Here is a 24703-nt window from a genome sequence, read left to right as displayed (position 1 = left end):
TGACTTAGCCCCTCCCTGATCGATCTTCCGGCTTCGACGATGGCGTCGCAGCGGGACATACTCCATGGCCGGGATCGTTCTCGCGGGATTGATCGGAATGGTGGCGGGCCTGCGGACCATGACCGCGCCGGCGGCCATCGCCTGGGCGGCGCATCTCGGCTGGATCTCCCTCGACGGCAGCTGGCTCGCCTTTCTCGGCTACCGCTCGACGGCCGTCATCCTCACCCTTCTCGCGCTCGCCGAGTTCGTGACGGACATGCTTCCCGCCACGCCGAGCCGCACCGTGCCCGTGCAATTCGCCGCGCGGATCGTGAGCGGCACCCTCTGCGGCGGCGCGATCGGGATCGGCCTGGGACAGCCTGTCGCCGGAAGCCTGGCGGGCGCGACCGGCGCCGTCATCGGGACGCTGAGCGGCGCCCGGGCGAGGGCATGGATGGCCGCCTCCTTCGGTTCGGACAAGCCGGCGGCCTTCACCGAGGATGCCATCGCCGTCATCGCCGCGATCCTCATCACGAGCGCGCTCTAAGCAGGTCTTCATCGCAGAACCGCGGGCCGCTTCCGCGAAACCTGCTTGGCGCTGCCTCCGGGGCTCGCCCCCCCGATCCGGTTTCCTCGCGCCCTCTCCGTGACGAGGGACAGAATTGTCGTGGTCGAGGACCGGAAACACGATTGGTGCGTTGCACTTCGTCACCACGCCTGACACCAGGGCGCTCCGCCTTCGGGAGCGACCCGTGCGGGGCCGGGCGGGGAGGGGACGATGCCAACCTGCCCCCATCCGCCAAGTGCCCGGACCTATCCGGCGCCGGCCTTCGGCGGAGGCGGGGGAAGGACGTTGTGACAAGGACGCCGTGACCGGGCCGTCAGGCACGGACACCGACGGTCAGAACACGAGCGATCGGACGTGAGGAATCCCGGCCTCCCGCACGACCGCTCAATCAAAACGCAGCCCCGACGCGTCGGGTCGACATGATGCCGGAGTTCCATTGATGGCCAAGATCCTGCTGGTGGAAGATCACGAAGAGATCTGGGACTTCCTCTCCCGCCGTCTCAAGCGACGCGGCTACGACGTCATCCTGGCCCATGACGGCGAGGCCGGCGTGCAGCAGGCGCGCGCCGGACGGCCGGACGTGATCCTCCTCGATATGAACCTGCCCATCCTTGATGGCTGGTCCGCGGCCCGCGCCCTGAAGTCCAGCGGCGACACGCGGGGCATCCCGATCATCGCCCTCACCGCCCATGCCATGCTCGGCGACCGCGACAAGGCGATCCAGGCCGGCTGCGACGACTATCACCCCAAGCCCATCGACTTCTCGAAGCTCCTCACCCAGATCGGCGCGGCTTTGGGCGGCGCGGAACCCCAGGTCTGACCGTCGGTCTGGTCCAAGACTTCGCACCTCCCGTCGGGACGGGGCTTCCACTGACACGCGTCGAGACGAGAAGACCCATTTCCCATGAGTGACGATCCCATCACCGCGCGCCTGATGCGGCAGGCGATGCCGGTGTTCACGATCCTGGCCTCGTGCCTGCTGGTCGTCACCATCGCGTCGATGCTGTATTTCGGCCGCGACATCATCGTGCCCGTCGTCCTGGCGATCCTCCTGAGCTTCGTCCTGGTGCCCGCCGTGCGCGTCCTGAGACGGGCGATGGTGCCTCGCGCCGCCGCGGCGCCTCTCGTCGTGGTGGCGGCCTTCGCGGCGATCATCGGGGTGGGGCTGCTCATCACCACCGAGGCTGGCCAGCTCGCCTCCGACCTGCCGCGCTATCAGATCACCATCCGCGAGAAGATCGCCTCGGTGAAGGAGGCCACGTCGGGGAGCGGAACCCTGTCGCGCATCGTCGACATGGTGCAGGATCTCGGCGAGGAGCTGCAGCCCGCGCCCCCCAAGGACGAAGACCTTCCGGGCCGGTCGGGCAGCCGCGCCAACCCGCTCCACGTGGTGGTCGCGACCCCGCAGGCCGCCCTCGCCACGACACTCGGCGCCTTCGTCGGCCCGATCCTGCACCCGCTCGCCACCGCAGGCCTGATCCTCCTCTTCACGATCTTCATCCTGCTGCAGCGGGAGGACCTGCGGAACCGCGCCATCCGGCTCGCCGGCTCGGGCGACCTGCGCCGCACCACGGCGGCCATCGACGACGCCACCAGCCGGCTGAGCCGGTTCTTCCTCGCGCAGCTTGCCCTGAACATTGCCTTCGGCGCGGTCATCGGCACCGGCCTCTGGGTCATCGGCGTGCCGAGCCCGATCCTGTTCGGCGTGCTCGCGGCGATCCTGCGCTTCGTGCCCTATATCGGCGGCGCCATCAGTGCCCTGCTGCCCCTGATCCTGGCGGCGGCGGTGGATCCCGGCTGGTCGATGGTCATCGCCACCGCGCTCCTGTTCCTCATCGTCGAGCCCATCGCCGGCCACGTGGTCGAGCCGTTGCTCTATGGCCATTCCACCGGTCTCTCGCCGCTGGCGGTCATCCTGGCGGCCACCGTCTGGACCTTCCTGTGGGGACCGATCGGCCTCGTCCTCGCGACGCCGATCACGGTCTGTCTCGTCGTCCTCGGCCGCCACGTGGACCGGCTCTGGTTCCTCGACGTCATCCTCGGCGACCAGCCTGCCCTGGCGCCCCCGGAGATCTTCTACCAGCGCATGCTCGCCGGAGACCCGGCCGAGGCGATCGAACAGGGCCGGCAGGTGCTGAAGGCGCGGGCGCTGGTGACCTATTACGACGAGGTCGTTCTCGCGGGCCTTCGCCTCGCCCAGGACGACCTCGCCCGCGGTGCCCTCGACCGGTCGCGCCAGAGCGAGGTCGGCGCGGCGATCCGCACCGTGGTCGACAGGCTCAAGCTCGCGCCGATCAAGCGCTCGGGTTCGGCCGGCAGCGCCGAGGCCGCCGCCGCCATCGCCGCCGCCGGTCCGGATCGCAGCAGCGCCGGCATCGTCCTGGCGCGGGACGACCTCGCCGCGAACTGGCGCGGCACCACCCCGATCCTCTGTGTCTCGAGCCGGGGGCCGTTCGACGAGGCGGCGACCCTGATGCTGAGTCAGATCCTCGGCCGTCACGGCCTCGCCGCTCAGATGACCTCGCTTGCCGACCTGCGCGCCGACAAGCGGCCCGAGCGCGCGGACGAGATCGCGATGATCTGCTTCTCCTATCTCGAACCTGTCAGCCTCTCGCAGATCCGTCTCACCGTCCGGCAGGCCCGCAAGGAGCTTCCCGGCGTGAAGGTGCTCGTCGGGTTCTGGCGCGAGCGCGATCCTTCGACCCTCGACCGCCTGCGCCGGACCACCTCCGCCGACGTGCTGGTGACCTCCCTCAACGATGCCCTCGACGCAGCCCTGCGCTATGCCGCGCCGGGGCGGGCGGGACGCGGCTGAGACATGGCCGATCGCGATCCGACCCCCGCCCACGCCGCCACCGAAGGGCTCCTGGCCCGTATCGCGGCCGCGGAGGGGCATCCCTTCCGCGCCGATGACGAGCGGCTCGCCCTGTCCGGCCTCCGGGCCGGGCGCGAGGCTCTGCTGGCCCGCATCCCTCGCGGCGAAGCCGCCCCCCCATGGTGGGACGCCAGGCATCGCGGCCTCGGTCTGTCCCGCGCGCATCTCGACGGAGCCGACCTCGTCGAGGCCGACCTCTCCGGTGCCAACCTGTCCGGCGCTTCCCTGGTCGGGGCGCTGGCCCGCTCCGCCCGGTTCGAGGGCGCGATCCTGGAGGAGGCGAATTTCAGCGAGGCCGATTGCAGCGGCGCGAACTTCACCGGCATCGTCGGCGGCGAGGCGCATTTCTCCGACGCGATGCTCGAGGACGCCGACTTCACCGGCGCGACGATGCGCTTTGCCCGGATGCAGCGCGCCCTCCTCGACGGGGCGACCTTCGCCCGCGCCGATCTCTGGGGTGCCGACTTCACCGGGGCGGATGCCGATTACAGCCGGTTCGACGGCGGCCGCCTCGACGAGGCGAACCTCTCCGACATGAACCTCACCTTCGCCAATTTCGACGGGGCGAGCCTCAAGAAGGCACGTCTCACCGGCTCGCGCCTGCGCGGCGCCAGCCTCTCCGGTGCCGCCCTCGACGGGGCCGACCTCTCCGGGGCCGACCTGTCCGAGACGAACCTCGTGCGCCTCAACCTGATGTCCTGCCGCCTGCGCCATGCGCGGTTCTCGGGCGCGCTCCTCACCGGCGTCCGCTTCCGGGTTGACCAGCTCGGCGGCGCCGTGGGCGAGGAGATCGCGGGCGAATACGAGGCCGCGCAGGCGAGCTACCTCGCCATCGAGCACAACATGAAGAGCATCGGCAGCCATGACGAGGCGAGTTGGGCCTACAAGCGCGGCCGTCGCATGGGCCGGCTCCATGCCGGCGCCGAGGCGCGGGCGGCCTGGGCCCGGCGGACCCGGTCACCCAGAACCTGGAAGCCCGTCCTGCAATCGGGCTATCGCTGGGTCGCCGACCGGTTCGTGGAATGGCTGTGCGATTACGGCGAGAGCCTGTCGCGCATCGCCCGCGCCTTCGTGATCCTGATCTTCGTCTTCGGTGCCCTGTTCGGCATCGCCGGCGGGCTGATCCCCGAGGGCGGCGGCGGAAGCGCGACGTACAATCCCCTCGACCTTCTGAGCTACAGCGCCCTCAACATGATGACGGCGAACCCGCCCGAGATCGGCGTCAAGCCGGTCGGGCGCTTCACCAACCTCCTCGTCGGGATCGAGGGCGCCGCCGGCATCATCCTGATGGGCCTGTTCGGCTTCGTCCTGGGCAACCGGCTGCGACGATAGGCACCTGCCGGAAACGCCGTCCCCGCACACCACCGATCCGTCATCGACATTACCGCGAGCCGCACCGATGGACACCCCGACCTCTTCCCGCCGCCTTTGGCGCTGGCGCGGCCCCAAGACCGTTCCCACCGCCCTGCAGGGGATCCCCGGCTCTCCGGTGGCCTTCGGGCTGTTCGCCGTCGCCGTGGTCGCCGGCCTCGCCAATTATGTGTTCGCCGAGAGCAGCCGCACGGAAGCCTCCCGCCAGCACGACATTATCACGCTGAACGAGCGCCTGCTCTCGACCATGAAGGATCTCGAGACGGGCATGCGCGGCTACACCCTCACGGGGATGCCGAACTACCTCACGCCCTACAAGCGCGCGGTCGAGACCCTCGACGGCCAGATCGGCGAGCTCGACCGGCTGGAATCGGAATCCGCCGATCCCGGAACCGCCCGGCGCCAGGAGTTGCGGACCCTCATCACGGGTGAGCGCGATTTCGCCCGCCGGGTGGTGGAAGCCCGGGATGCCAGCGGCTTCGACGCGGCCGTGACCCTCGTTCGGACCGGGGAGGGCAAGCGCATGATGGACGGCATCCGCGAAGCCACCCGGGTCGGACAGGACCATGCCCGCGACAGCCTCGCCCGCTCCGAGACGACGGAGTTCTGGCGGGGATTGATCCTCTCCCTCGTCTGCGCGGCCTCGGCCCTGGCGGCAATGGGCCTCCTCGGTCGCATCGCCCTGCTGCGCCGGCGCGACAGCCAGCGCATGACGGCACTCCTCGATGGGGTCCTCGCCAACGCCCCGGTGGGCCTCGGCTTCCTCGACCACACCCTGTCGATCCGCCACATGAACCGCGCCCTGGAGACGATGAACGCGCGCGGCTTCCAGGCGTCCCTCGGCGGCCCGATATGGGCCGCGATCCCGGAGCTCGAGGACCTGCTCCGTCCGAAATTCGAGGCGGCGCGCGACAAGGGCCTGATCACACCCGATATCGACGTCGCCGTGCCGACCCCGAGTGCGCCGGGCGGCGTTCGCCACCTCCAGATGAGCGTCTATCCGCTGCCGGGCTCGGCGGGTCTCTCCGACGGGAGGGTGGACGGCGTCGGCTTCGTCGTCACCGACGAGACCCTGCGCAAGCTCACCGAGGAGCGCACGCGCCAGAGCGAGCAGCGGTTCCGCTCCCTGACCGAGGCCACCTCCTCCATCGTCTGGGCGACCCCGCCGGATGGCGGCTTTACCGTCGCCCCGTCCGAATGGACCCGCTTCACCGGCCAGAGCCCGACGGAGGCCGCCGGCCACGGCTTCCTCGGCGCGATCCACCCCGACGACCGCGACAAGACGCAAGCCGCCTGGGACCACGCGGTCTCGAACGTCACGCTCTACGAGATCGAGCACCGGATCCGCCGCCACGACGGCGTGTGGCGCCACATGGCCGTGCGCGGCGTCCCCATTCTCGACGAGGCGGGGACGGTCCGCGAATGGGTCGGCGCCCATACCGACATCACCGCGCGCAAGGAGGCCGAGCAGGCCCTGGAAGCCGCTAAAGAAGCGGCGGAGGAGGCCAACCGCGCGAAAAGCCAGTTCCTGGCCAACATGAGCCACGAGCTGCGCACGCCGCTCTCGGCGGTGATCGGCTATTCCGAGATGCTGCAGGAAGAGATGGAGGATCTCGGCCAGGAGAGCCTGCTCGCCGACATGCGCAAGATCGAGGCGAATGCCCGCCATCTCCTCGGTCTCATCAACGACGTCCTCGACCTCTCGAAGATCGAGGCCGAGCGCATGGAGATCTATGCCGAGGACTTTCCCGTCGCCGAAATGGTGCGCGAGGTCGCCTCCACCGTGGACGCCCTCATCGGGAAGAAGGGCAACGCCCTCGCCCTCGACCTCGCCGAGGATCTCGGGCTCGCCCATACCGACCAGACCAAGCTGCGCCAGTGCCTGATCAACCTCCTCAGCAACGCGGCGAAGTTCACCGAGAACGGGCGGATCACCCTCTCGGCCGTGCGTGAGGGCGATCACGAGGACGGCTGGCTCGTCTTCCGCGTCGCCGATACCGGCATCGGGATGAGCCCGGAGCAGCAGGCCAAGCTGTTCGAGCGTTTCACCCAGGCCGATGCCTCGACCACGCGCCGCTTCGGTGGCACCGGCCTCGGCCTCGCCATCACCCGCGCCTTCTCCACCATGCTCGGCGGGCAAATCGACGTGGCGAGCCGCGAAGGGGAGGGTACCACCTTCACGATCCGGATTCCCGCCCGCTACGTCGAGGTGCAGCCCGCCTCCGCGATCGCCCATGACGGCCCCGCAACGGCGCCCTCCGGCGCTGCCAAGGGGGATCAGGTCCTCATCATCGACGACGATCCCGCGACCCGCGATCTCCTCACCCGTTACCTCGAGAAGGACGGCTTTCGCGTGGCCAGCGCGGCGGACGGGCGCGAGGGCCTGGAACGCGCCCGCGCCTTGCGCCCGCGGGTGATCCTCCTCGACGTGACCATGCCGCGCATGGACGGCTGGTCGGTGCTGCGGGCGCTGCGCGCCGACCCCGATCTCGGGGCGACGCCGGTGATCATGGTCACGGTGCTCGACGAGCAGAGCCTCGCCTTCTCCCTTGGCGCCACCGACTACCTGCACAAACCCATCGAATGGGGACACCTGAAGGAAGCGATGGAGCGCTTCCGGGCCACGGGCTCCGATGGCCCGGTCCTCGTGGTGGATGACGATGCCGACGTGCGCGAGCGGATGACCGCGATGCTCACCCGCGAGGGCTGGCGCGTGACCTCCGCCGAGCACGGTCGGGCCGGGCTGGAGGCGGTGGCGGTGAAGAAGCCCTGCCTCATCCTCCTCGACCTGATGATGCCGGAGATGGACGGGTTCGGCTTCCTCCGCGTCCTGCGGGCGAAGCCCGAATGGCGCGACATCCCCGTGGTGGTGCTCACCGCCAAGGACGTCACCGCCGACGACCGCCGGCGTCTCGCCGGCCAGGCCGACCGAGTGCTGCAGAAGGGCCAGCTCAGCCTGTCCGACCTCGCCGACGCCCTCCGCTCCCTGGTCACGTCGTAGGCGGACGGGGCGCGTTCACACGTCGTGCGCGTTCCCCGTCGAGCACCGGCGCACGTCCCCAACGGGGAAAAGGTTCGCGTCGGCTCAGATCGCTTCGTAGGCGAAGAGAATGGTGATCGTGGACAGGCCGAGGAGGCCGATGACGAAGCAGATATCGGCGACACGCTCCAGCCGAAGGGCGAGGGGACGGTCGTTGTCGAGGCGCATGGAGAGATACGAGGCCGCCGCACTGACGAGGAACAGGATCGCCGTGAGGGAAATGGCCTCGTCCACGTGACTCGGGCCGATCTGGACCTCGACGATCTTCACCAACCCCACCAGCGTCGTGCAGACCCCGATCATCGTTCCCGCGGCGGGCAGGATGTGCTGGGACAGGGCACGGGCGCCTTGCCCGCCCTTCGGGCTTCGTCCGTTCGTGCGTGGCTCCGGCGCCTGGAAAAATTCAGGCCGGATCGACTATCGCATGATGGACGCTCCCTCTTCGAGACCTCTTCCTGCCCGGGCTGGGGCACGACGAAAGCGGACTGGAACCGCCGGCCGGACGGCACCGGCCGGGCGGCATGCGGTCAGGTCGCCTTCTGCGGATCGACGGTTCCGGCTTCGGTCGTGCTCTCGTCGCCGGCGGCCTCGCCGAAGGCCTGTATCCAGGCAGCGTAATCGTCGCTTCCCTCGGAATAGGGACAGCTGTCCCGTGTCTTGCCGTAGAGGCGGGCGTTCCGGCCCTTGATGAAGGGGCTGTCGCTCGCAGTGGCGCCGTCGCTCATGATCGTCTCCCGTTGGTGCGGATGCGGGAGGGAACGCGTCAGCGGGCGTGAGGATCGGGGCCGCCCCTGCGACGAAAAACCCGCCGCGGCGCGAGCCGGGCGGGGGAAGGGGGAGTCTCGTAGCCGAGGTGAAACGGCCTCGGCCGCCGCCGGTTCCCTGCGCGCCCAGTGACATTGGCGGGACAGGCGGCGGTCCGGCGTTCACGGCGAGGGGAATGGCTTGGGGAATGGCCGCCCCTCCGCAGCTTGCGCCGCCGCCGCCGGGATGGCAGTCCCGCAGGCAGCCGCATCAACGGGAAGCCGCCTTGTCCGCGCAGCCGCAGACGACCGCAGGGATCGTCATCTATCACCCCGACGAGGCGAACCTGGTCCGGCTGGTGGGGGCGCTGGCCCCCGACGTCCGGGAGATCGTCATTTACGCCAACTCCCCTCTGGCGCCGGAGGAGGAGGAGCGCCTCCGCGCCGCGGCGGGCGGCACCCTCCTCACCGTGATGCGTCCGGCCGGCAATCTCGGCCTCGGCGTCGCCTACAACGACCTGCTGGCCCATGCCCGCGGGCAGGGCGACAGCTTCCTCTTCCTCCTCGACCAGGACAGCCTGCCGCCCCCCGGCGCGATCCCGCGGCTGGCCGTCCTGCACGGGCGCCTGAAGGCGGAGGGAGCGCGCCCCGCCATCGTCGGCCCGCGTCCGACGGACTGGGCCGGCAAGGTCCTGAAAGCACCCCCGGGACGGGCGAGCGACCGGGACGAGGCCCATGTCTCCCGAGTCCAATTCGTGATCTCCTCGGGCTCCCTCGTGGAGTGCGAGGCGGCGGCCGCGGTGGGTCCGTTCCGGGCGGATTTCTTCATCGACGCCATCGACGTGGAATGGTGCATGCGGGCCAACCACCGGGGCTACTCGATCTGGATCGCGCAGGACGTACCCATGGCCCATGAGCTCGGGCGCGGCCGGATCCGGCTGCTCTTCGGCCTGTTCCCCACCGACCAGCCGCCGCGGCGGCTCTACACCTTCCTGCGCAACCAGCTCGCCATGCTGCGCATGGGCCACGTGCCACTCGCCCACAAGGCGAAGACCCTGCTCGCGCTCCCCCTGCGCATCGCCGTGTATCTCGCTCACAACCGGTTCTCGCGGGAGATCCGCAGCGCGCTCTGGCACGGCGTGATCGACGGCGCCCGCGCCCGGCTCGGGCCGCCGGCGACCGTGCTCGGAACGCCGGCGCGCCGACGGGACCGGGCCGCGGAGGCGGTCGAACGGGCCGAGTGAGGCTCGCAGTTGGAGCGACCCCCGTTCGATCGCCGCCCGTCAAGGCACGGCACCGGACTGCAAACCGCCTCGTTGACCGCCCCGTTACGTCAGGGGCCGTCCATCGAGACCGCGCACGCTGAAGCCATCCGCCCACGCGGCGATGGTGAAGCAGCGCTCGAGGGCGTGGTGGAGCGTTCCGTCGAGCTGCCGCTCCTCAGGCTCGAAAGCCACCAGGGGCAGCTGGAGCCGCCGCAGGCGCGCAAGGGCCGCGGGCCGGAACCAGAACATCGAGCCCTCGAAGAAGCCCAGACGGGCGGCGTCGTCCGGCAGATCCATCTGCTGAACGATCGCCCTGACGCGCGTCTCGTTGGCCATCCAGTAGGAGGGCGTCGCCCGAAAGCAGTCCGACCAGCCGACGATGCCGACGTCGGGCGCCTCGAAGGCCGCCAGTGTCCGCCACGTGGCGTTGCGCTCGCCCGCCAGCATGGTGAAAAGCAGCTTGCGCCTGATCTCGCCGTCCCGCAGATGCGGGCTGCGTTTGGTATGCAGCTTCAGGACGGCATCGTACCCGTCGAATGTCCCCGCATTGAGGAGGGCGACGAAGGGGGCGATGTCGCGGCCGCGATTTTCGCACGGGTGGAGGACGACCCCCGGGAGGCCCTGCACCAAATGCCGCGCCTGATCCACGCGATCGGTGGGAACCGTGAGATGAAGCGGAGCGGCATCGGGCAACGTCGCGCGGCAGGCCAGGATCTCGGGCAGCAGATCGAGGTAGTACAGATGCGCCACAACGGCCGTCCGGACGTGCGGCCGAGGTGCCGGTTGTCTCCAACGCGCCAGCCTCTGCCGCATCCGCTGCCCGGCCGCCGATACGAACACGGCCCCGACAGTCAGCGCCGCGATCTTCTGATAGACATGGCGGCGGTAGGCGCGAGACCGAAGCCCGAGACGGCCGATGGCCGTCAAGCGCGCCGGCAAGGCCATGTGCCGAGCGTTGTGCAAAGTAGGAATCCGTATCGCCGACGGCCGTTCATGCTCGTCCTCATCGCCGAGGACACATCGCCGTCGGCGCAGAAATCCATACACGGAATTCGCACAGAGGACGTGGCCCGCCAGCCACTACCGGTGATCACTTGGTACTCTCACCGCCGGCGTGGCATTGTCCCATCCGCACGGGCGAGCGCCACCGGCCGATGGCCTTCTTTGATTCTGTGCATGCTCTAGCTTCTAACTCCATTTCTATACCAAATTCTATGCCAAAAAATTGACGGTATAATTTCAATCAACGATCAATCAAGGGGCCAAATCTATTGGGGCAGCCTCGGTTTTATTATATTTCATCAGTTGACGTCGAGACGATATTGCACAACGGCATAATTTTCTTTCGTGTAGGTGAACTCGCGCACGTCGAGAAAGCTCCAAAGGGTGCCTAGAGGCTGTTATGGACCTGTGACGGCTGGATTCCGGATGAAGGGGCATGACCTTTTCAGGCAAAACCTACCCGTCCGACGTCTCCGATAAAGAATGGGCGTTGGTCGCCCCTTACCTGACACTGCTGCGGGAGGAGGCGGGGCAGCGCGAGCACGGATTGCACGAGGTGTTCAACGGCCTGCGCTACGTCTTAGAGACGGGGGCACCATGACGTTGGATGCCTAACGATCTGCCACCTTGGGAAGCGGTCTACCAGCAGGCGCAGCGCTGGCTGGCGGCAGGCTGCTTCGAGCAACTGGCCGACGATCTGCGCGCCCAGCTGCGCTTGGCCGTCGGACGTTAGCCTGAACCGAGTGCGGCCATCCTCGTGACCCTGACCCATCAAACTGGTCCGCGCTGCGTGCAAGTTTTTTCGGGCATCCTGAACCTTGAAGGAGGGTGGATGCCATGCCTCGCAAACGTTTCAAGGCCTACCCGCTCGGCTACTTCCACATCGATCTGGCCGAGGTCCACACGGCGGAAGGGCGGCTCTACCTGCTCGTCGCCATCGACCGCACGACCAAATTCGCCTTCGTTGAAGTCCATGGACGAGCAACGCGAAGGGTTGCGGGTGACTTGTTCCGGCATCTTATCGAGGCCGTGCCCTACAAGGTGAACACGGTGCTCACCGACAACGGCACCCATTTCACGACACCCGGCAACGTTGCCTCGGCCGCCTCCATCATCAAGGAGGCGATTGCAGCCGGCGAGACCTTCCGAGCTCACAGCTTCGAGCTTGCCTGTGCCCGCAACGATATCGACCATCGCCTGACCAAGCCGCGGCACCCTGGACGAATGGGCAGGTCGAGCGAATGAACCGCACGATCAAGGACGCGCCGGTCAAGCGCTACCACTATGACAGCCACGCGCAACTCCGTGCCCACCTGACCGACTTCGTCAGCGCCTACAACTTTGGCCGCCGCCTGAAGAGCCTGCGTGGCCTCACACTCTACGAGGCGATCTACAAAGCATGGTCTGCCGAGCCCGGTCGCTTCAGGTCAAACCCGCTCCACCAAATCCCGGGACCAAACATCTAATACACGCACGAACCGTGCTGGACGACTGGTGCGCCAACCACAACACCCAACGCCCTTCCCACCCTAACTGGCAAACGCCCGCAACTTTCACCTCGACCTTGATACCGCACAAGGCCCTGGGACTGTGCTATGCGACAAGCACAGCTCCAGGGCAAATCTTTTAACAAGTCCAAACGGACTTACCAAACGACGGAAACGAACTCGGCATCGGATAGGAACTGGGGACAACATCACAAATATGAAACCCAGTACTCGCAAGGATCCTAGGTCACCCTATCTGAATGTGCAGACACTCATCACAAGGCGCCGGAAGCCTCCTTCCTTGAAATTTGAAAGGAAGTGTTTTGCTCCCGCTCCCCACCGAGTGGGCGATTTAATATAGCAGTACCCACCGATCAAAAATCGTGCCGACACCAAACCATATCGCTCGATCCGGCTAAACGCTGGAACATTCGCAACAGTCAGACGATTGACAACCGGCGAAAAGCTAAAGGGTAAATTTCCCAAATCGCTATTACAAATAATTGAAGCCAATTCGGCATTTGACATGTGCCACTTAGACCTGTCAACTTCCGTTATAGAATTCTGCCATCGACTATTTGTCGATGTCGTTCTTACCGATATACCAGCAAATAGCTTGTCATATATTATGGGCATCGGCCGAGCTTGCAATATGCTAAAAAGCTGAATTGCGTAGTCCTCGTAATAAGTGACGCGCTCAAAGACGCTAGAAGGCATCGCCTTCAGGACATCGCGCGGCAGTATAACTCCACAGAAGGGGATATGGTTGAAGCCACCTAGAGATTTGCCCCAATTTGAGGCTTTAAATCGGGATCCGACAACAGTATTATAGCTGCGACTGCCAAAGGTGTCCGTTGTAGACATCGTTTCATGGAAATGCATTGTGTCACAAAATATTATATTCCCTGACGAGGCGGTCGAAATAATGCAAGCCAAGCGCTCTGCCTCGTTGGGAAAAAGCCAATCGTCATCGTCAACGAAACAGTAGAAATCGGCTGTAATTTTCTGCAGCGCCGCTCGTAATATTAAGCTTCTAGAGTCGCTCTTCTCAAAGGGGGAGACGGCAATAACCTCAGCGTACGAACACGCGAAATCTGGAATTCGATCGCCCCTATCCGTAATAATTACTGGCGTTATCTCAATATGATCTCCTGCCGAAGCGGCAAACGATTTTATAGACTGTAAAGTTCTAAGCAGCAGAACCTTTTCTCGAAATTGACTCCGGACAATTATAGCTAACCGTCGAGGCGGCCTGCTTTTGGAAGCATTCCTTAGAGCCGAGAGTTCAATGTCGATCAGATTCTTTGAAGATAGTCCACTGAACGGAATTTTTAAAACTCCATTCATGGTAAGAAATTTTCTATTGGATAATCGGCCGCCAACGAATTCTAAAAAGCCTTTTGATGCCGCAGCTTTGGTAAAGTCACTTTGATTGCCCGAACTTGAGTGGTAACAGGCAAGAAGAGGTGAGGTCAGTACAGCCAACCCGGCAAATAGTGTCTCGATAGATAGGCAAAGATCGTAAAGTTGGTAGCCGAAAAAGGTCGGCAGCGTCACGCCGTTCCGCTTGAGCGCATCGCAATTGATAAGCATCGTATTGCCATCGATGGACTCGACCGGCCTAACGTCACCTATCTGTGTGGGTCCGCCATGGGGGTCAAACAGAAATCGCACGTACTGTGTTGTATCGAGACCATAGCCTATGGAACCAATACCAGCGTTGCCGCAGATTCCCCAATTCGGCCATTCATGATTCAGGTCGGATATAGCTTTGTTAACCCTCTCGGGAAAATCAGAAGGATAAAATGCATCGTCATGCAAAAACATGGCAAAGCTGTGGGGCCCTGCAATTATCTCATTTAGAAGATTAAAGAGAGATTCACTCCCTACATGGAATTCGGCATCAATGAGTGCTGGGTTTACTTGCCTGAATTTGTCTGCTGCACTCTGACTTCTAGCGGCGACATGAAATTTCATTGCTTGATCTCGTGGAAGCGATTGATACCGAGTACTTTGATGTGCCGGCAGCCATCAATGTTTTCATAGTGGACATGCTGAAATGACAGAAAATTAGTTTCAATGTCTCGCAGGGAAGCGAGCACTACTTCTTGGTCTGCACTTTCTCTTAATAATGAACGAGCCCTGATCTCGCCATTTATCCCAAAAAATTTCCTCATCAAAAGAACAAAATTCCGGATCGAGTAGTATTTCTCATTCTCGACGAGATCATCCCGATAAAATGAGCCTCCGCTAAAATGTGTCACGATAGCCGCAGGCTCGTACACAACATCAAAGCCAGCGAGCCAACTTCTCCAGCTTAAATCAACATCTTCAAGATAAAGAAAATATCGAGTGTCCATGCCCGAAACGCGTCGGTACATTTCAGAGTTTATTAGAGCAAAAGCTCCGCTTGCCCAAGGGGTGCGATGCGTGAGGCGGTCATATTCTTTCGGGTGTTCAAATGGCCACTGCCGGCCCTCAACAATTCCGACATGATTCTTGGCGCTCTTAAAGGTCGCTAAGAGCGCGTCGATAGCGCCTTCTTGCAATATGCAATCCGGATTAATTATGATAAAAGATGGCTCACTCACCGCCTGAAATAAAAGGTTATGGCCTTCTGCAAATCCAAGGTTATTTCCAGTAGTATTTGGTATCCAATTAATCTCAATTTTTGGGTTTTCTGACGTAAGCATCTTTTCCGAAAGTCCGTCTGCTCGGTAGTCAATTACGTTAAAGATGACTGAAGCGTTTGTCGCGCTTGCGATCGATGGGATTAGCACGTTCTGGATGTGACTCAAATGGCTTTCACCAAACACGCAGTTGAGATGGACCAGCATCATAGTTCTCTACGGAGGGGGGTGATTAGTTAGCCTTAACTAGTATAGCGCAAAACTCTTGTCGATTCAGCGGAGTCTGATAGATTCGAACAGCTGTGAATGGGATAATACCCGCGTTAGATAATTGCAATATTACATCGCCAAAACTATCAGGCGTAAATTGCCACGCATGAACATCAATATACCTATCACTACTCTTGTACTCGCTAATAGCTGCCATTATCTTTGAATGTATTGTGTATAACAATCCATAATCATGATGATCACCGGCCCAATGCCTTCCCGCACAATTATGCGTGACAAGCGATCGGTGCTCAATAACGCTTTCTAAAGAATGTCTTTGGGAGCCACGCGCTTGTAAAATAGACGAAACCTTACTTTCAGGAATATAATGGTCGAAACAATATCTTTTGTCGGGGATGACCAAGAAGTATATACCATTTGCGGTTAGCAAGTTGGCTACATCCTGCAAATGCTTTACGAGGTCAGGCTGGTGCTCGATGCAATGTGCACTCGCAGCTGCGTCGAAAATGCGATTCACTATCGACAGATCACCGTTAGGCGATACCCAGTCAATTTTTGGGACGCTGTCTACAGGAAGGCCAATTTTTCCCGCGCGCTCTATTAGTGCCAATGTATCCAAAACGTCGAAATAAGAGATGTGAGGACCGGTGAGCAGAGGTCGATAGAAAGGACCGATCTCCAGCACTGTTCCATACGTCTTGATGACGTTAACAAAGCTTTCACGGAAAGCGATCGACGAGGCGCTTCGTCCCTCGCGAATTCCATGCTGCCGCCAGTGGATATAAAGCGCCTCGTGGCCAAGTGACCCGAGATCTGGGTTATTCGATCTATAAAATTCGGAATCATATTCGGGATAATAATCTATTTGATCAGGGGTGAATCGCGTTTTTTCCATCTGTGCGCTCGAAGTAGTCCGGTGAACGTTAAGGGGCCGCTTCAAATCAATCCGCCTCGATCTTACGTTCCCACAATCTCAGCATCTTAGACCAAAGTTACGGTGCCGCCACTGCGCTGTCAAACGATCAAACAGCTTTCTCCCGGCCCCCGTTTGTCGGCGGATACGCCTGCTCTGTATAATTATCGAGACGTAGATATTACTTACTCGTAATCTTGTATGCGAGAAAGTAAAGCGTGATTTTTCTAAGCCCACCAATTATTAGTCAAGCTGGCTTGCGTGCAAGAGTGTCCTTTCCGCGATTGTGTACTCCGGTATGGAACTTCAAGTTTGTCGTTACCGGTTGTCGCGTTCACTTTGCTCTAAAAAGGTCGTGTCCGACGCGGTGGTGCAGCTGAGAGGTGGTCATCGGCGATTGCCGGGTGGGGTTGGGTTGCGGCAGCCAACCCCGAACCCAAGAGCCCCCCGATGAACGACGAGATGATGGCGGTTCGCGGGCTGATGGAGAAGAGTGCCGACGCCGATCTGCTGCGCGAGATGATTGGCTTTGCCGCCGAGCGGCTAATGGAGTTGGAAGTGGGCGGCCTGACTGGTGCGGCCCACGGCGAGAAGAATGCGGAGCGGCTGGTCCGGCGCAACGGCTATCGCGATGGGGACTAGCAAACGCGGGCCAGAACGGTCGAACGGAGCATCCCAAAGCTGCGCAAAGGCAGCTACTTCCCCGGCTTTCTGGAGCCGCGGCACATGGCTGAGCCCTTCGACAAGCTCAGGATGAGGGGCGCTCACGGCGGTGATCCAGGAGGCCTACATCCAGAGCATCTCGATTCGCTCGGTGAATAATCTGGTCCAGGGAGGGCCCCATCGCGGCAGGCCGCGATGGGGCCCTGCGAAGGGCGGCACGGGCGTGTCGAAAAGCCAGGTCAGCCGGCTGTGCGAGGAGATCGACGAACGGATCGGTGCGTTCCTCGAGGGCTCCATTGAGGGCGAGTGGCCGTATCTCTGGATCGGTACGACCTACGTGAAGGTTCGCCAGGACGGCCGGATTGTCTCGGTGGCGGTGATCGTGGCGATCGGCGTGAACACCGATGGCCGGCGCGAGGTTCTCGGCCGGGACGTCGGCCCGTCGGAAGCCGAGACGTTTTGGACTGCCTTCCTGCGCAAGCTCGTGATCTCGGACGGCCACGAGGGCAGCAAGGCCTCGGTGGCCAAGGTGATTAACGCCACCTGGCAACGCTGCCGCGTCCACTTCATGAGGAACGTGCCCGCCCATGTCGGCAACTCGGGCCGCCACGTCGTGTCGCCCTTCATCGCCACCGCGTTCGCTCAGGACGACGCCGAGGCGGCCAGGGTGCAGTGGCGCAAGGTCGCCGATCAATTGAGGCCCAAGGTCCCCAAGCTCGCCGCCCTGATGGACGCGGCCGAACTCGACGTGCTGGCCTACATGGGATTCCCGGCCGCCCATCGGCTCAAGCTCCACAGCACAAATCCGCTGGAGCGCTTGAATGGCTAGATCGAGCGCCGGACCGATGTCGTGGGCATCTTCCCCAACGAGGTTGCCATCACCCGCCTCGTCGGTGCGATCCTGCTCAAACAGAACGACGAATGGGCCGTCCGGCGCTCACGCAATACGACCCTGGAAAGCATCGCCCTAATCGGCGATGATCCCCTGGTCAGCCTGCCGACCCTGGTAGCCTGATCCTCCCGGCCCGAGCCGGTGATCGTGGTTGCCTTCAGCGGGCTACACCACGGCAAGGGACACGACCTGGCAGATCGTCAGCAGTTCGCGCTGCGGCGGTCCGGAGGAGGGCTTTCAACTTGGCGAAGATCTGCTCGATAGGATTGAAGTCAGACGAGTAGGGCGGGAGGTAGAAAATCCGTGCACCGACCGTCTAAATGGCTTCGAGCACTTCGGCGACCTTGTGGGCGTTCAGATTGTCGAGGATGACAGTGTCGCCGGGCCTGAGCACCGGAGCCTGGGTGTCGGTGACGTAGGTTCGGAAGCGCATACCGTTCGTCGCTCCGTCGAAGACGTTTTCGGCGATCAGGCCCGTGGCCCGCAGGGCGGCGGTGATGGTGGTGGTCTTGTAATGCCCATGCGGCACGCCGATCCGGCAGCGCTTGCCACGCGGAGCACTACCATAGCGGCGGGCCATCTTCGTCGTGGAGGCCGTTTTGTCGAGGAAGACCGGGCGATCCGGATCGAGGTCGGGTTGGCGCTCGGACCAGTCATTGCGCGCAGCCTTCACATCCGGCAGCTCCTGTTCGGCCGCTGAGCAGGGTCTGACCCGAACCGAGCGCATCCAGCATAGTCTTCCGAGGAGTGGCCATCATGGGCCTGCCCCTCGGTCAGCTTGAGGGCGAAAGGGCGATCCTCGGCATCCACCAGGGCATGGATCTTGGTTGTTAGGCCGCCGCGCCAGCGACCCATGCAACGGGATCGGTCGTCTTCTTTTTGCGCTGGCGGCGTGCTGATGCACCCGCACGCTGGTGGCTTCGATCATCCGAATGTCGCCATCGTAAGCCTTTGACACCGCGTCGAGAAAGCGATCCCACACCCCGGCCTTGCGCCAGCGCCGGAAACGACTGCCGCACGTGGTGTGAGGGCCATAACGCTCTGGGATGTCGGCCCAGGGTGCTCCTAGGCGCAAACGCCAGAAGATCCCGTTTAGCACACGGCGATCGTCAACCCGCTATACTCCGCGTGTATCCGTCGGCAGGACGGACTTGATCACCGCCCATTCAGCATCTGTTAGATCAAAGCGTGCCATCCGCCTCTCCTTCTACGAAGGGAAAACCCGATGACCTTAATCCTGATCCGAAACCCATTATGAGTTCATGACCTAGGCTGACTATAAATTCACAAACTTGCGCTATCAATAAATACACCTCATTGTTTTATTCGAGCATGTTGATATTTACAAATAATTGGTGAAAAAAGCTTAAGGCTCAAGCTTGCCCGTCCGCCGCATAAGCCGCCAACACCTCCTCCGGCGCTCCGTCCATCATCAGCGTACCGCCCTTCATCCAGAGAGTGCGGTTGCAGAAGCGCTTGATCGAGGCGTTGTCGTGGGAGGCGAGGAACATGATGCTGGCCTTCTGAATCATGCCGTGCAGCCGCTTCTCGGCGCGTTCCGCGAAGGCGGCGTCGCCGACGCCGATTACCTCGTCAAGGATCAGGATGTCGGGATGGACGGCCGTGCTGACGGCGAAGGCGAGCCGCAGCATCATGCCGCTGGAATAGGTGCGGATCGGAAGGGACAGGAACTCGCCGAGCTGGCTGAACTCCTCCACGTCGGGCACGATCGCCTGGGCCTGCTTGTGGCTGAGCCCCAGCATGATGCTGCGCATCTCGATATTGTCGTAGCCCGTGGCATCCGTATCCATGCCCATGGACAGGTCGATCAGGGATGAGATGCGCCCCTCGATGGTGGCGGTGCCCGAGGTCGGCGGATAGACGCGGCTGAGCACCCGCAGGAGCGTCGTCTTGCCGGCGCCGTTGCCGCCGACGAGGCCGATCCGGTCGCCGTCACGGGCCTCGAAACTGACGGCGTTCAGCGCCTTGATCACTTGGACGCTGCTGTCGCGGTCGTTCTGCAGGCCGCCCCCCACCGTGCGCCGCAGGATCTCGCTCTTCAGGGCACGACCGCGGGAATTGTAGACGGCAAGCGCGACGCTCGCATTGTCGAGGACGATATGAGCCATCCTGCCCTCAGAGCCAGTACACGACGCGGTGCGAATATTTCCCCGAGAAGGCCAGGGCGACGAGCCACCCGACGACCAGCAGGCCGAGCAGGATGAGATAGGACGTCGCGCTCGGCAGATGGCCGAGCAACGGCTCGCGCATCACGTCCAGCATGCTGGCGAAGGGGTTCAGGATGAGAACGGGATGGTCGACCCGCAATTGCGAGGGCTTGAACACGACCGGCGAGACGAAGAACGCGACCTGGACGATGCTCGCGACGATCTGCGGAATGTCGCGGAACCGCGCCGACAGGATGGCCAGGAGGTAGCCGATCCAGGCCAGGTTGGCGAGCACGAGCAGCAGGCCGGGAACGAACAGCAGGATGTGCCAGTCGATCACCGTGCCGGTGACGAGGAATAGGACCGGCAGAATGATCAGGTTGTGGGCGAAGATGAAGAGGTTCCGGGCGATCGTCCGCAGCAGGTAGGTGAAGCGCGGCAGCGCGACCTGCCGGATGATGCTGTCGTTGTCGGTGAAGCTCGAGCAGCTTTCGTTGATGGTCTGCGACATCAATCCCCAGAGCACGAGCCCGGTGCCGAGATGCGGCAGGTAATCGGCAATCGAGGTGCCGAACAGCGACGCGTAGATCCCGCCCATGCCGAAGATCATCACCGCCATGCTGAGGGTCAGCCACAGCTGGCCGACGCGCGAGCGGCGATACCGACGGATCACGTCGTTCTTGGCCAGCATCCACCACATGCGCCACGCGCCGAAGCCTCCGACGACGTCGGCGACCCCTCCTGCTACCAAACCCATGCGGCCTCTTTCCCGGTGCCCTGCTCCTGCGGAGCAGCCGATGCCGGCCCTCCCAAAGCACGCGCCTGCGCGCATTGGCAAGTTTCGGGTCGCCGGGGGCAGGGGATCCGGACCGGACGTGGTGCCGGGCCGCGCATCGAAGCGCCTCAACCGACCTGCGCCGCGTCGTCGGCAAGGGCGAGCAACGTCTGGCGCAGCCAGCGATGGGCCGGGTCGTTATCGTAGGAGGCGTGCCACAGCATCGAGATCGCCACCTCGTCGAGGGCCACCGGCGCGGGGCTGACGGTGAGGCCGAGGGTTCCGGCAAAGAGGGTGGCGAGGCGCTCCTGCATCGTGGTGAGGACGGGGGCGCTGCGCACCAGGAAGGGCACGGCGAGGAAGCGCGGCGTCGTCACCGCGAGGTCGCGGCGCAGGCCGAGGAGGGCGAGGGCGTCGTCCACCACCCCGTGCGCCGTTTCCTTCAGGCTGGTGAGCACGTGGGGAAAGCGCAGGTAATCGTCCAGCGAGATCGGGGGCTCGAGGCCGACGAGGTCGGCATTGAACAGGCAGACGTAGCGATCCCGGTAGAGCAGCCGCTGCTTGTGGTGGGTCTGGCCGTGGCTGAACGTGCCGATCCCGAGATCGACGCGGTCCGCGTCGAGCTCCTGCAGGATACGGATGCGATCGATGGAGCGCAGGAGCAGGCTGATCCCCGGCGCGTGTTCGCTCAGGTAGGCCAGAAGACGCGGCCCGAGCAGGACCTCGGTGGAATCGGGCAAGCCGATGGTGAAGGTCCGCGTGACGCTGCGCGGATCGAATGCCTCGTCGCGCCGCACCAGGGACTGGATCTGGCGCAGGAGGGTGCGGACGGGCGTGGCGAGCGCCAGCGCGCGGGGGGTGGCGCGCATCCCCTCGGGGGCGCGGGTGAGGAGTTCGTCGCCGAAGGTGGTGCGCAGGCGCGCGAGGCTGCTGCTCATGGCCGACTGGCCGATGCCGATCCGGGCGGCCGCGCGGGTGACGCTACGCTCGGCCAGCAGGGCGTCGAGGGCCACCAGAAGGTTCAGGTCGATGCGGGACAGATCGACATGGTCAATAGTCATTATCGATCCAATCTGTTTGATTCATGATGCACCGCACAACATCTTCGCGTCATCGGCAAGGGCGCACCGCCCCTGCAAAGACAGCGAGACCCGACACCATGACACTCCGTACTCTCATCACCGCCGCCGCTCTTGCCACCGTCACCGTGGCCGCCGCCACCCCCCCTGCCTCCGCTGAGACGATCAAGCCCCTCGACGGCGGCAGCGTCTCGCTGGGCGAACTCAAGGGCGTCGCCTATTACACCGCCGAGCCCAAGGGCTACCGGGTGGTCGTCACCCTGGCCCGCACCGACACCAGCCGCGCAATGCGGTTCGAGGCGGTGCTGACCAACGGCCAGAGCGTAACCCTCTCGACCCCGCAGGAACTCGGCGGCACCGCCGATGCCATCGAGATCAGCCGCACCGGCGACACCGTCGCCGTCAACCGGCCGCGCCCGGGCGTCACCCGCGAAGCGACGGCGCAGAATTAAGGGAGAGCCCGGCGTGACCGGGCTCTCAGAACCCGAAGGACCTCCCCGCCGGCAACGACGGGGGGCTCTTCGTGTTCGGCACATCACCGGTCCATGGGTTAAGAGCCGTGCGGAGACGCGCATCACCGGGGATGCGGATCGAGGTGGACGGGACAGATGGCAGGCCTGAAGGACAAGCGCGGCTTCATCGACAAGGACAGGCTAGACCTGTCCGAGCGGCAGGCCGTCGAGCATTGGATGAAGCGCTGGGGCGTCACCCGCGACCAGCTGACGAGCGCCCACCGCAAGGTCGGACATATGATCAAGGATATCGCAGCCGAACTGGGCAAGAAGCGTTAGAGGCAGGAAGCATTAAGCTGGACGAGGCGGGGGCGGGCAGGTGGCGGACAAGAAACACTTCTCGCTGCCTTGGCGCGGCCCGCTCAACGACCGCCGCTACGCGTCCCAGGATCCCGCCCGCTTCCCGGACCTGCATGCCCTCGATGCCCTGGACCGAGGGCACTTCCGCAAGATCGTGAGCTGGAACCTGCTGCGGCGCACGGGAGCCAAGGTCGACGCCATCGTCGCCCTGGTGGAGCGCGAGCGGCCCGACCTGCTGCTCATGCAGGAGGCGACCAAGGACATCGCAGTGATCGAGGAGCGGCTCGGCGGCGTCTATGCCTGGGCTCCGCTGCCCGGGCGCATCCATGGGCTCGCCATGTGGAGCCCGCATCCCTGGGCCTCCCCGCCCGTGGTCATCGCCCTGCCGTCGGGCGCCGTCGTCGACCGAGTCTGTCAGATCCTCGATCTCGGCGATTTCGGCGTGGCCAACGTCCATCTTTCCCATGGACAGGTGCTCAACCGGCGGCAGTTGCGGCGGATCGAGCAGAGCCTGCCGGCGCGCGCCGCGGTGATCGGCGACTACAACCTCGTGGGCCCCGCCCTGCTGCCGGGGTTCCGCGATGCCGGGCCGCGCATCCCGACCCATGCCATGGTCGATCTCGTGCCCCTGCGCATCGACCGCTGCCTCGTGCGCGGGCTCGCCTGCCTCGGCCGCACGGTGCTGCCGCGCGGCGCCTCCGACCACCGGCCCATCGTGGTGCATCTCGGCCCCGCGCCGGCGCAGACGAGCGAACGGGCCGTCAGAGGTATGGCAGCATTAGTCGTACGGCTGCGTCGCGCAACCGCACGGGCAAGGGCCGCCGCGCGAGCTCCTCGGCCGTCAGGCGGGCATCCATCTTCGTCCGCATGAAAGCGTCGAGGCGTTCGGCGAAGGTGCGGTCGTAGACCTCGACGTTGAGCTCGAAGTTCAGGCGGAAGCTGCGCATGTCCCAGTTCGCACTGCCGACGAAGCTCCATTCCCCGTCGACGACGAGGAGCTTCGAATGGTCGAAGGGTGGCTCGTCGAGCCAGATCCGCACGCCCGCCTCGAGCAGGGGCGCCACATGCGCCCGCGTCGCCCAATCCACGTAGCTGTGGTTGCTCGCCCGCGGGATGATGACGTCCACGCGCACGCCGCGCGTCGCGGCGAGCGCCAGCGTCGTGGACAGGATCTCGCTCGGAAGGAAATAGGGCGTCACCAGGCGGATGCTGTGCTGCGCGCAGGTGATCGCCGACATCACCGCGAACTCGATCTTCTCGATATCCGCATCCGGCCCGGAGGTGACGACACGGGCCTCGATCTCGCCCGCGGCGTCGGGCGGGGGGAACCAGCGCGGACCGTCGAGTTCCTCACCCATGACGAAGGCCCAGTCGGAGGCGAAGGCCTGCGACAGCTGCTCCACCACCGGCCCCTCGATGCGGAAATGGGTGTCGCGCACCGGGTCCGGGGGAGAGGCGGCGACGAGGTTCTCGTCGGCGATGTTGATGCCGCCGGTAAAGGCGATGCGCCCGTCGACGATGAGGATCTTCTTGTGGGTGCGCAGGTTCAGGAACGGCATGCGCCAGGGGAGGGCGGAGTGCATGAACAGGCCGACCGGCACCCCGGCCCGGCGCAGGCGCCGCGCCATGGCGGGGAAGAAGTAGCCGCTGCCGATCCCGTCGATGAGCACCCGGACTTCGACGCCGCGCGAGCGTGCGGCCACCAGCGCCTCGAAGAAACGCGACCCGGCGCCGTCGTTGCGGAAGATGTAGCTCGACAGGGCGACGCTGTGCGTCGCTCCCCCGATCGCGTCCAGCATTGCCGGATAGGCCTCGTCGCCGTTGCGCAGGATGGCGAGGTTGTTGCCACCCAGGAGGACGAGCCGCGTGATCCGGCGGACGGCGCGGTCGAGGGGCCGCAGGTCCTCGGGCACGCTGGCATCGGGGATGACGGGGGAGCCCGCCTGCTGCGACGGCCGCACCCGCAACTGGCGCGCCCGGCGCGAGACCCGGTTCACGCCGAAGATCGCGTAGAGGGCCGTCCCGAAGATCGGCGACAGCCAGGCGAGGCCGATCCAGCCGATGGCGGTGCCGATCTCGCGCTTGCGCAGCAGGGCATGGACCGTGACGAGGAGCGCCAGCACGATGCCGAGGAGAGCCAGGACGTCGGCCCGGATCGATACGGTCGCCTGCAGCCATCTGTGGAGGAGGTCTTCCAAGAATCAGCCCAG

The 24703-nt window shown here is 64.1% G+C and carries 19 protein-coding genes and 5 pseudogenes; 12 read left to right on the top strand and 12 right to left on the bottom strand.

The genetic code is table 11. From position 1 onward, the window contains the following. Positions 1-64: 64 nt before the first annotated feature. The 5 genes from K368_RS0119160 to K368_RS0119140 all read left to right on the top strand — a co-directional run bounded on the left by K368_RS0119160 (position 65) and on the right by K368_RS0119140 (position 7794). Positions 65-526, top strand: coding sequence for a DUF4126 family protein (locus K368_RS0119160; RefSeq protein WP_027173739.1), 462 nt, complete (start codon positions 65-67; stop codon positions 524-526). Between the two features lie 460 nt (positions 527-986). Further along, positions 987-1367, top strand: a complete 381-nt coding sequence (locus tag K368_RS0119155; RefSeq protein WP_027173738.1) for a response regulator — start codon at positions 987-989, stop codon at positions 1365-1367. A gap of 84 nt (positions 1368-1451) precedes the next feature. Next, positions 1452-3362: an AI-2E family transporter gene (locus tag K368_RS25115; RefSeq protein ID WP_036266511.1), complete on the top strand. Its 1911-nt coding sequence runs from the start codon at positions 1452-1454 to the stop codon at positions 3360-3362. A gap of 3 nt (positions 3363-3365) precedes the next feature. Then, positions 3366-4754 (top strand): pentapeptide repeat-containing protein, encoded by a 1389-nt coding sequence (locus tag K368_RS0119145; protein ID WP_027173737.1) that lies wholly within the window; start codon positions 3366-3368, stop codon positions 4752-4754. 67 nt (positions 4755-4821) lie between these two features. After that, positions 4822-7794, top strand: a complete 2973-nt coding sequence (locus K368_RS0119140; protein WP_027173736.1) for a response regulator — start codon at positions 4822-4824, stop codon at positions 7792-7794. Positions 7795-7878: 84 nt separating this feature from the next. On the opposite strand, the gene K368_RS0119135 is transcribed toward K368_RS0119140, so the two are convergent. Together K368_RS0119135 and K368_RS0119130 are read right to left on the bottom strand one after the other, a co-directional pair. Further along, on the bottom strand, positions 7879-8136 hold the full coding sequence (locus tag K368_RS0119135) for a hypothetical protein (protein ID WP_245259618.1): 258 nt from the start codon (positions 8134-8136) through the stop codon (positions 7879-7881). A gap of 224 nt (positions 8137-8360) precedes the next feature. Beyond that, on the bottom strand, positions 8361-8558 hold the full coding sequence (locus K368_RS0119130) for a hypothetical protein (protein WP_027173734.1): 198 nt from the start codon (positions 8556-8558) through the stop codon (positions 8361-8363). Positions 8559-8863: 305 nt separating this feature from the next. Between K368_RS0119130 and K368_RS0119125 the strand changes: the two genes are divergently transcribed. After that, positions 8864-9820 (top strand): glycosyltransferase, encoded by a 957-nt coding sequence (locus K368_RS0119125; protein ID WP_027173733.1) that lies wholly within the window; start codon positions 8864-8866, stop codon positions 9818-9820. Between the two features lie 84 nt (positions 9821-9904). Here the strand turns inward: K368_RS0119125 and K368_RS0119120 are convergent, their stop codons facing one another. Further along, a complete protein-coding gene (locus K368_RS0119120; RefSeq protein WP_027173732.1) occupies positions 9905-10786 on the bottom strand; it encodes a rhamnan synthesis F family protein in 882 nt (293 codons plus the stop codon). Between the two features lie 493 nt (positions 10787-11279). Between K368_RS0119120 and K368_RS26265 the strand changes: the two are divergent. Next, positions 11280-11573: pseudogene (locus tag K368_RS26265) on the top strand (transposase); the annotation flags it as partial. Positions 11574-11683: 110 nt separating this feature from the next. Continuing rightward, positions 11684-12309 (top strand): annotated as a pseudogene (locus K368_RS26880) (integrase core domain-containing protein); the annotation flags it as partial. A 273-nt stretch (positions 12310-12582) separates the two neighbouring features. Here K368_RS26880 and K368_RS26875 read toward each other — a convergent pair. From K368_RS26875 to K368_RS26255, 3 genes are read right to left on the bottom strand one after another with little or no spacing between them, the layout of a single operon-like run. After that, positions 12583-14307 carry a glycosyltransferase family 2 protein gene (locus K368_RS26875; protein ID WP_155935252.1) on the bottom strand — a complete coding sequence of 575 codons (1725 nt, stop codon included), beginning with the start codon at positions 14305-14307 and terminating at the stop codon, positions 12583-12585. Continuing rightward, positions 14304-15167 carry a hypothetical protein gene (locus K368_RS26870; RefSeq protein ID WP_197031038.1) on the bottom strand — a complete coding sequence of 288 codons (864 nt, stop codon included), beginning with the start codon at positions 15165-15167 and terminating at the stop codon, positions 14304-14306. Before K368_RS26870 ends, K368_RS26875 begins: the two co-directional genes overlap by 4 nt. Positions 15168-15192: 25 nt before the next feature. Then, positions 15193-16086 (bottom strand): hypothetical protein, encoded by an 894-nt coding sequence (locus K368_RS26255; protein WP_245259617.1) that lies wholly within the window; start codon positions 16084-16086, stop codon positions 15193-15195. Positions 16087-16554: 468 nt separating this feature from the next. On the opposite strand from K368_RS26255, the pseudogene K368_RS25670 reads away from it, so the two are divergent. Next, positions 16555-17782: pseudogene (locus tag K368_RS25670) on the top strand (IS256 family transposase). 70 nt (positions 17783-17852) lie between these two features. Here K368_RS25670 and K368_RS25090 read toward each other — a convergent pair. From K368_RS25090 to K368_RS0119065, 5 genes and pseudogenes are all read right to left on the bottom strand, one after another. Further along, positions 17853-18356, bottom strand: a pseudogene (locus K368_RS25090) (IS630 family transposase); the annotation flags it as partial. A gap of 56 nt (positions 18357-18412) precedes the next feature. Beyond that, positions 18413-18854: pseudogene (locus K368_RS26865) on the bottom strand (IS5 family transposase); the annotation flags it as partial. 178 nt (positions 18855-19032) lie between these two features. Next, positions 19033-19788, bottom strand: coding sequence for an ABC transporter ATP-binding protein (locus K368_RS0119075; protein WP_027173731.1), 756 nt, complete (start codon positions 19786-19788; stop codon positions 19033-19035). A 7-nt stretch (positions 19789-19795) separates the two neighbouring features. Continuing rightward, entirely contained in the window at positions 19796-20584 is a 789-nt protein-coding gene (locus tag K368_RS0119070; protein WP_155935248.1) for an ABC transporter permease, read from the bottom strand. A gap of 146 nt (positions 20585-20730) precedes the next feature. Next, positions 20731-21663 (bottom strand): LysR family transcriptional regulator, encoded by a 933-nt coding sequence (locus K368_RS0119065; RefSeq protein ID WP_027173729.1) that lies wholly within the window; start codon positions 21661-21663, stop codon positions 20731-20733. A 98-nt stretch (positions 21664-21761) separates the two neighbouring features. On the opposite strand from K368_RS0119065, the gene K368_RS0119060 reads away from it, so the two are divergent. The 3 genes from K368_RS0119060 (at position 21762) to K368_RS26245 (ending at position 23364) form a co-directional block, all read left to right on the top strand. Continuing rightward, positions 21762-22133 (top strand): hypothetical protein, encoded by a 372-nt coding sequence (locus tag K368_RS0119060; RefSeq protein ID WP_027173728.1) that lies wholly within the window; start codon positions 21762-21764, stop codon positions 22131-22133. Between the two features lie 156 nt (positions 22134-22289). Next, entirely contained in the window at positions 22290-22472 is a 183-nt protein-coding gene (locus tag K368_RS0119055; RefSeq protein ID WP_018043399.1) for a DUF3606 domain-containing protein, read from the top strand. Between the two features lie 130 nt (positions 22473-22602). Then, a complete protein-coding gene (locus K368_RS26245; protein ID WP_081739703.1) occupies positions 22603-23364 on the top strand; it encodes an endonuclease/exonuclease/phosphatase family protein in 762 nt (253 codons plus the stop codon). Here K368_RS26245 and cls read toward each other — a convergent pair. Next, a complete protein-coding gene (gene cls / locus K368_RS0119045; RefSeq protein WP_027173726.1) occupies positions 23255-24691 on the bottom strand; it encodes a cardiolipin synthase in 1437 nt (478 codons plus the stop codon). The genes K368_RS26245 and cls overlap by 110 nt on opposite strands. Positions 24692-24703: the final 12 nt, after the last annotated feature.

The organism is Methylobacterium sp. 10 (genome assembly GCF_000519085.1).
Taxonomy (GTDB): Bacteria; Pseudomonadota; Alphaproteobacteria; order Rhizobiales; family Beijerinckiaceae; genus Methylobacterium.
Note: the sequence above shows the minus strand (reverse complement) of the source record. Positions and strands in the feature narration are given on the sequence as shown.

Excerpts from the sequence above, each read along its gene's own strand:
- K368_RS0119160 (WP_027173739.1), top strand. The coding sequence starts at position 65 with ATGGCCGGGATCGTTCTCGCGGGATTGATCGGAATGGTGGCGGGCCTG.
- K368_RS0119155 (WP_027173738.1), top strand. The coding sequence starts at position 987 with ATGGCCAAGATCCTGCTGGTGGAAGATCACGAAGAGATCTGGGACTTC.
- K368_RS25115 (WP_036266511.1), top strand. The coding sequence starts at position 1,452 with ATGAGTGACGATCCCATCACCGCGCGCCTGATGCGGCAGGCGATGCCG.
- K368_RS0119145 (WP_027173737.1), top strand. The coding sequence starts at position 3,366 with ATGGCCGATCGCGATCCGACCCCCGCCCACGCCGCCACCGAAGGGCTC.
- K368_RS0119140 (WP_027173736.1), top strand. The coding sequence starts at position 4,822 with ATGGACACCCCGACCTCTTCCCGCCGCCTTTGGCGCTGGCGCGGCCCC.
- K368_RS0119135 (WP_245259618.1), bottom strand. The coding sequence starts at position 8,136 with ATGATCGGGGTCTGCACGACGCTGGTGGGGTTGGTGAAGATCGTCGAG.
- K368_RS0119130 (WP_027173734.1), bottom strand. The coding sequence starts at position 8,558 with ATGAGCGACGGCGCCACTGCGAGCGACAGCCCCTTCATCAAGGGCCGG.
- K368_RS0119120 (WP_027173732.1), bottom strand. The coding sequence starts at position 10,786 with ATGGCCTTGCCGGCGCGCTTGACGGCCATCGGCCGTCTCGGGCTTCGG.
- K368_RS26875 (WP_155935252.1), bottom strand. The coding sequence starts at position 14,307 with ATGAAATTTCATGTCGCCGCTAGAAGTCAGAGTGCAGCAGACAAATTC.
- K368_RS26870 (WP_197031038.1), bottom strand. The coding sequence starts at position 15,167 with ATGCTGGTCCATCTCAACTGCGTGTTTGGTGAAAGCCATTTGAGTCAC.
- K368_RS26255 (WP_245259617.1), bottom strand. The coding sequence starts at position 16,086 with ATGGAAAAAACGCGATTCACCCCTGATCAAATAGATTATTATCCCGAA.
- K368_RS0119075 (WP_027173731.1), bottom strand. The coding sequence starts at position 19,788 with ATGGCTCATATCGTCCTCGACAATGCGAGCGTCGCGCTTGCCGTCTAC.
- K368_RS0119070 (WP_155935248.1), bottom strand. The coding sequence starts at position 20,584 with ATGGGTTTGGTAGCAGGAGGGGTCGCCGACGTCGTCGGAGGCTTCGGC.
- K368_RS0119065 (WP_027173729.1), bottom strand. The coding sequence starts at position 21,663 with ATGACTATTGACCATGTCGATCTGTCCCGCATCGACCTGAACCTTCTG.
- K368_RS0119060 (WP_027173728.1), top strand. The coding sequence starts at position 21,762 with ATGACACTCCGTACTCTCATCACCGCCGCCGCTCTTGCCACCGTCACC.
- K368_RS0119055 (WP_018043399.1), top strand. The coding sequence starts at position 22,290 with ATGGCAGGCCTGAAGGACAAGCGCGGCTTCATCGACAAGGACAGGCTA.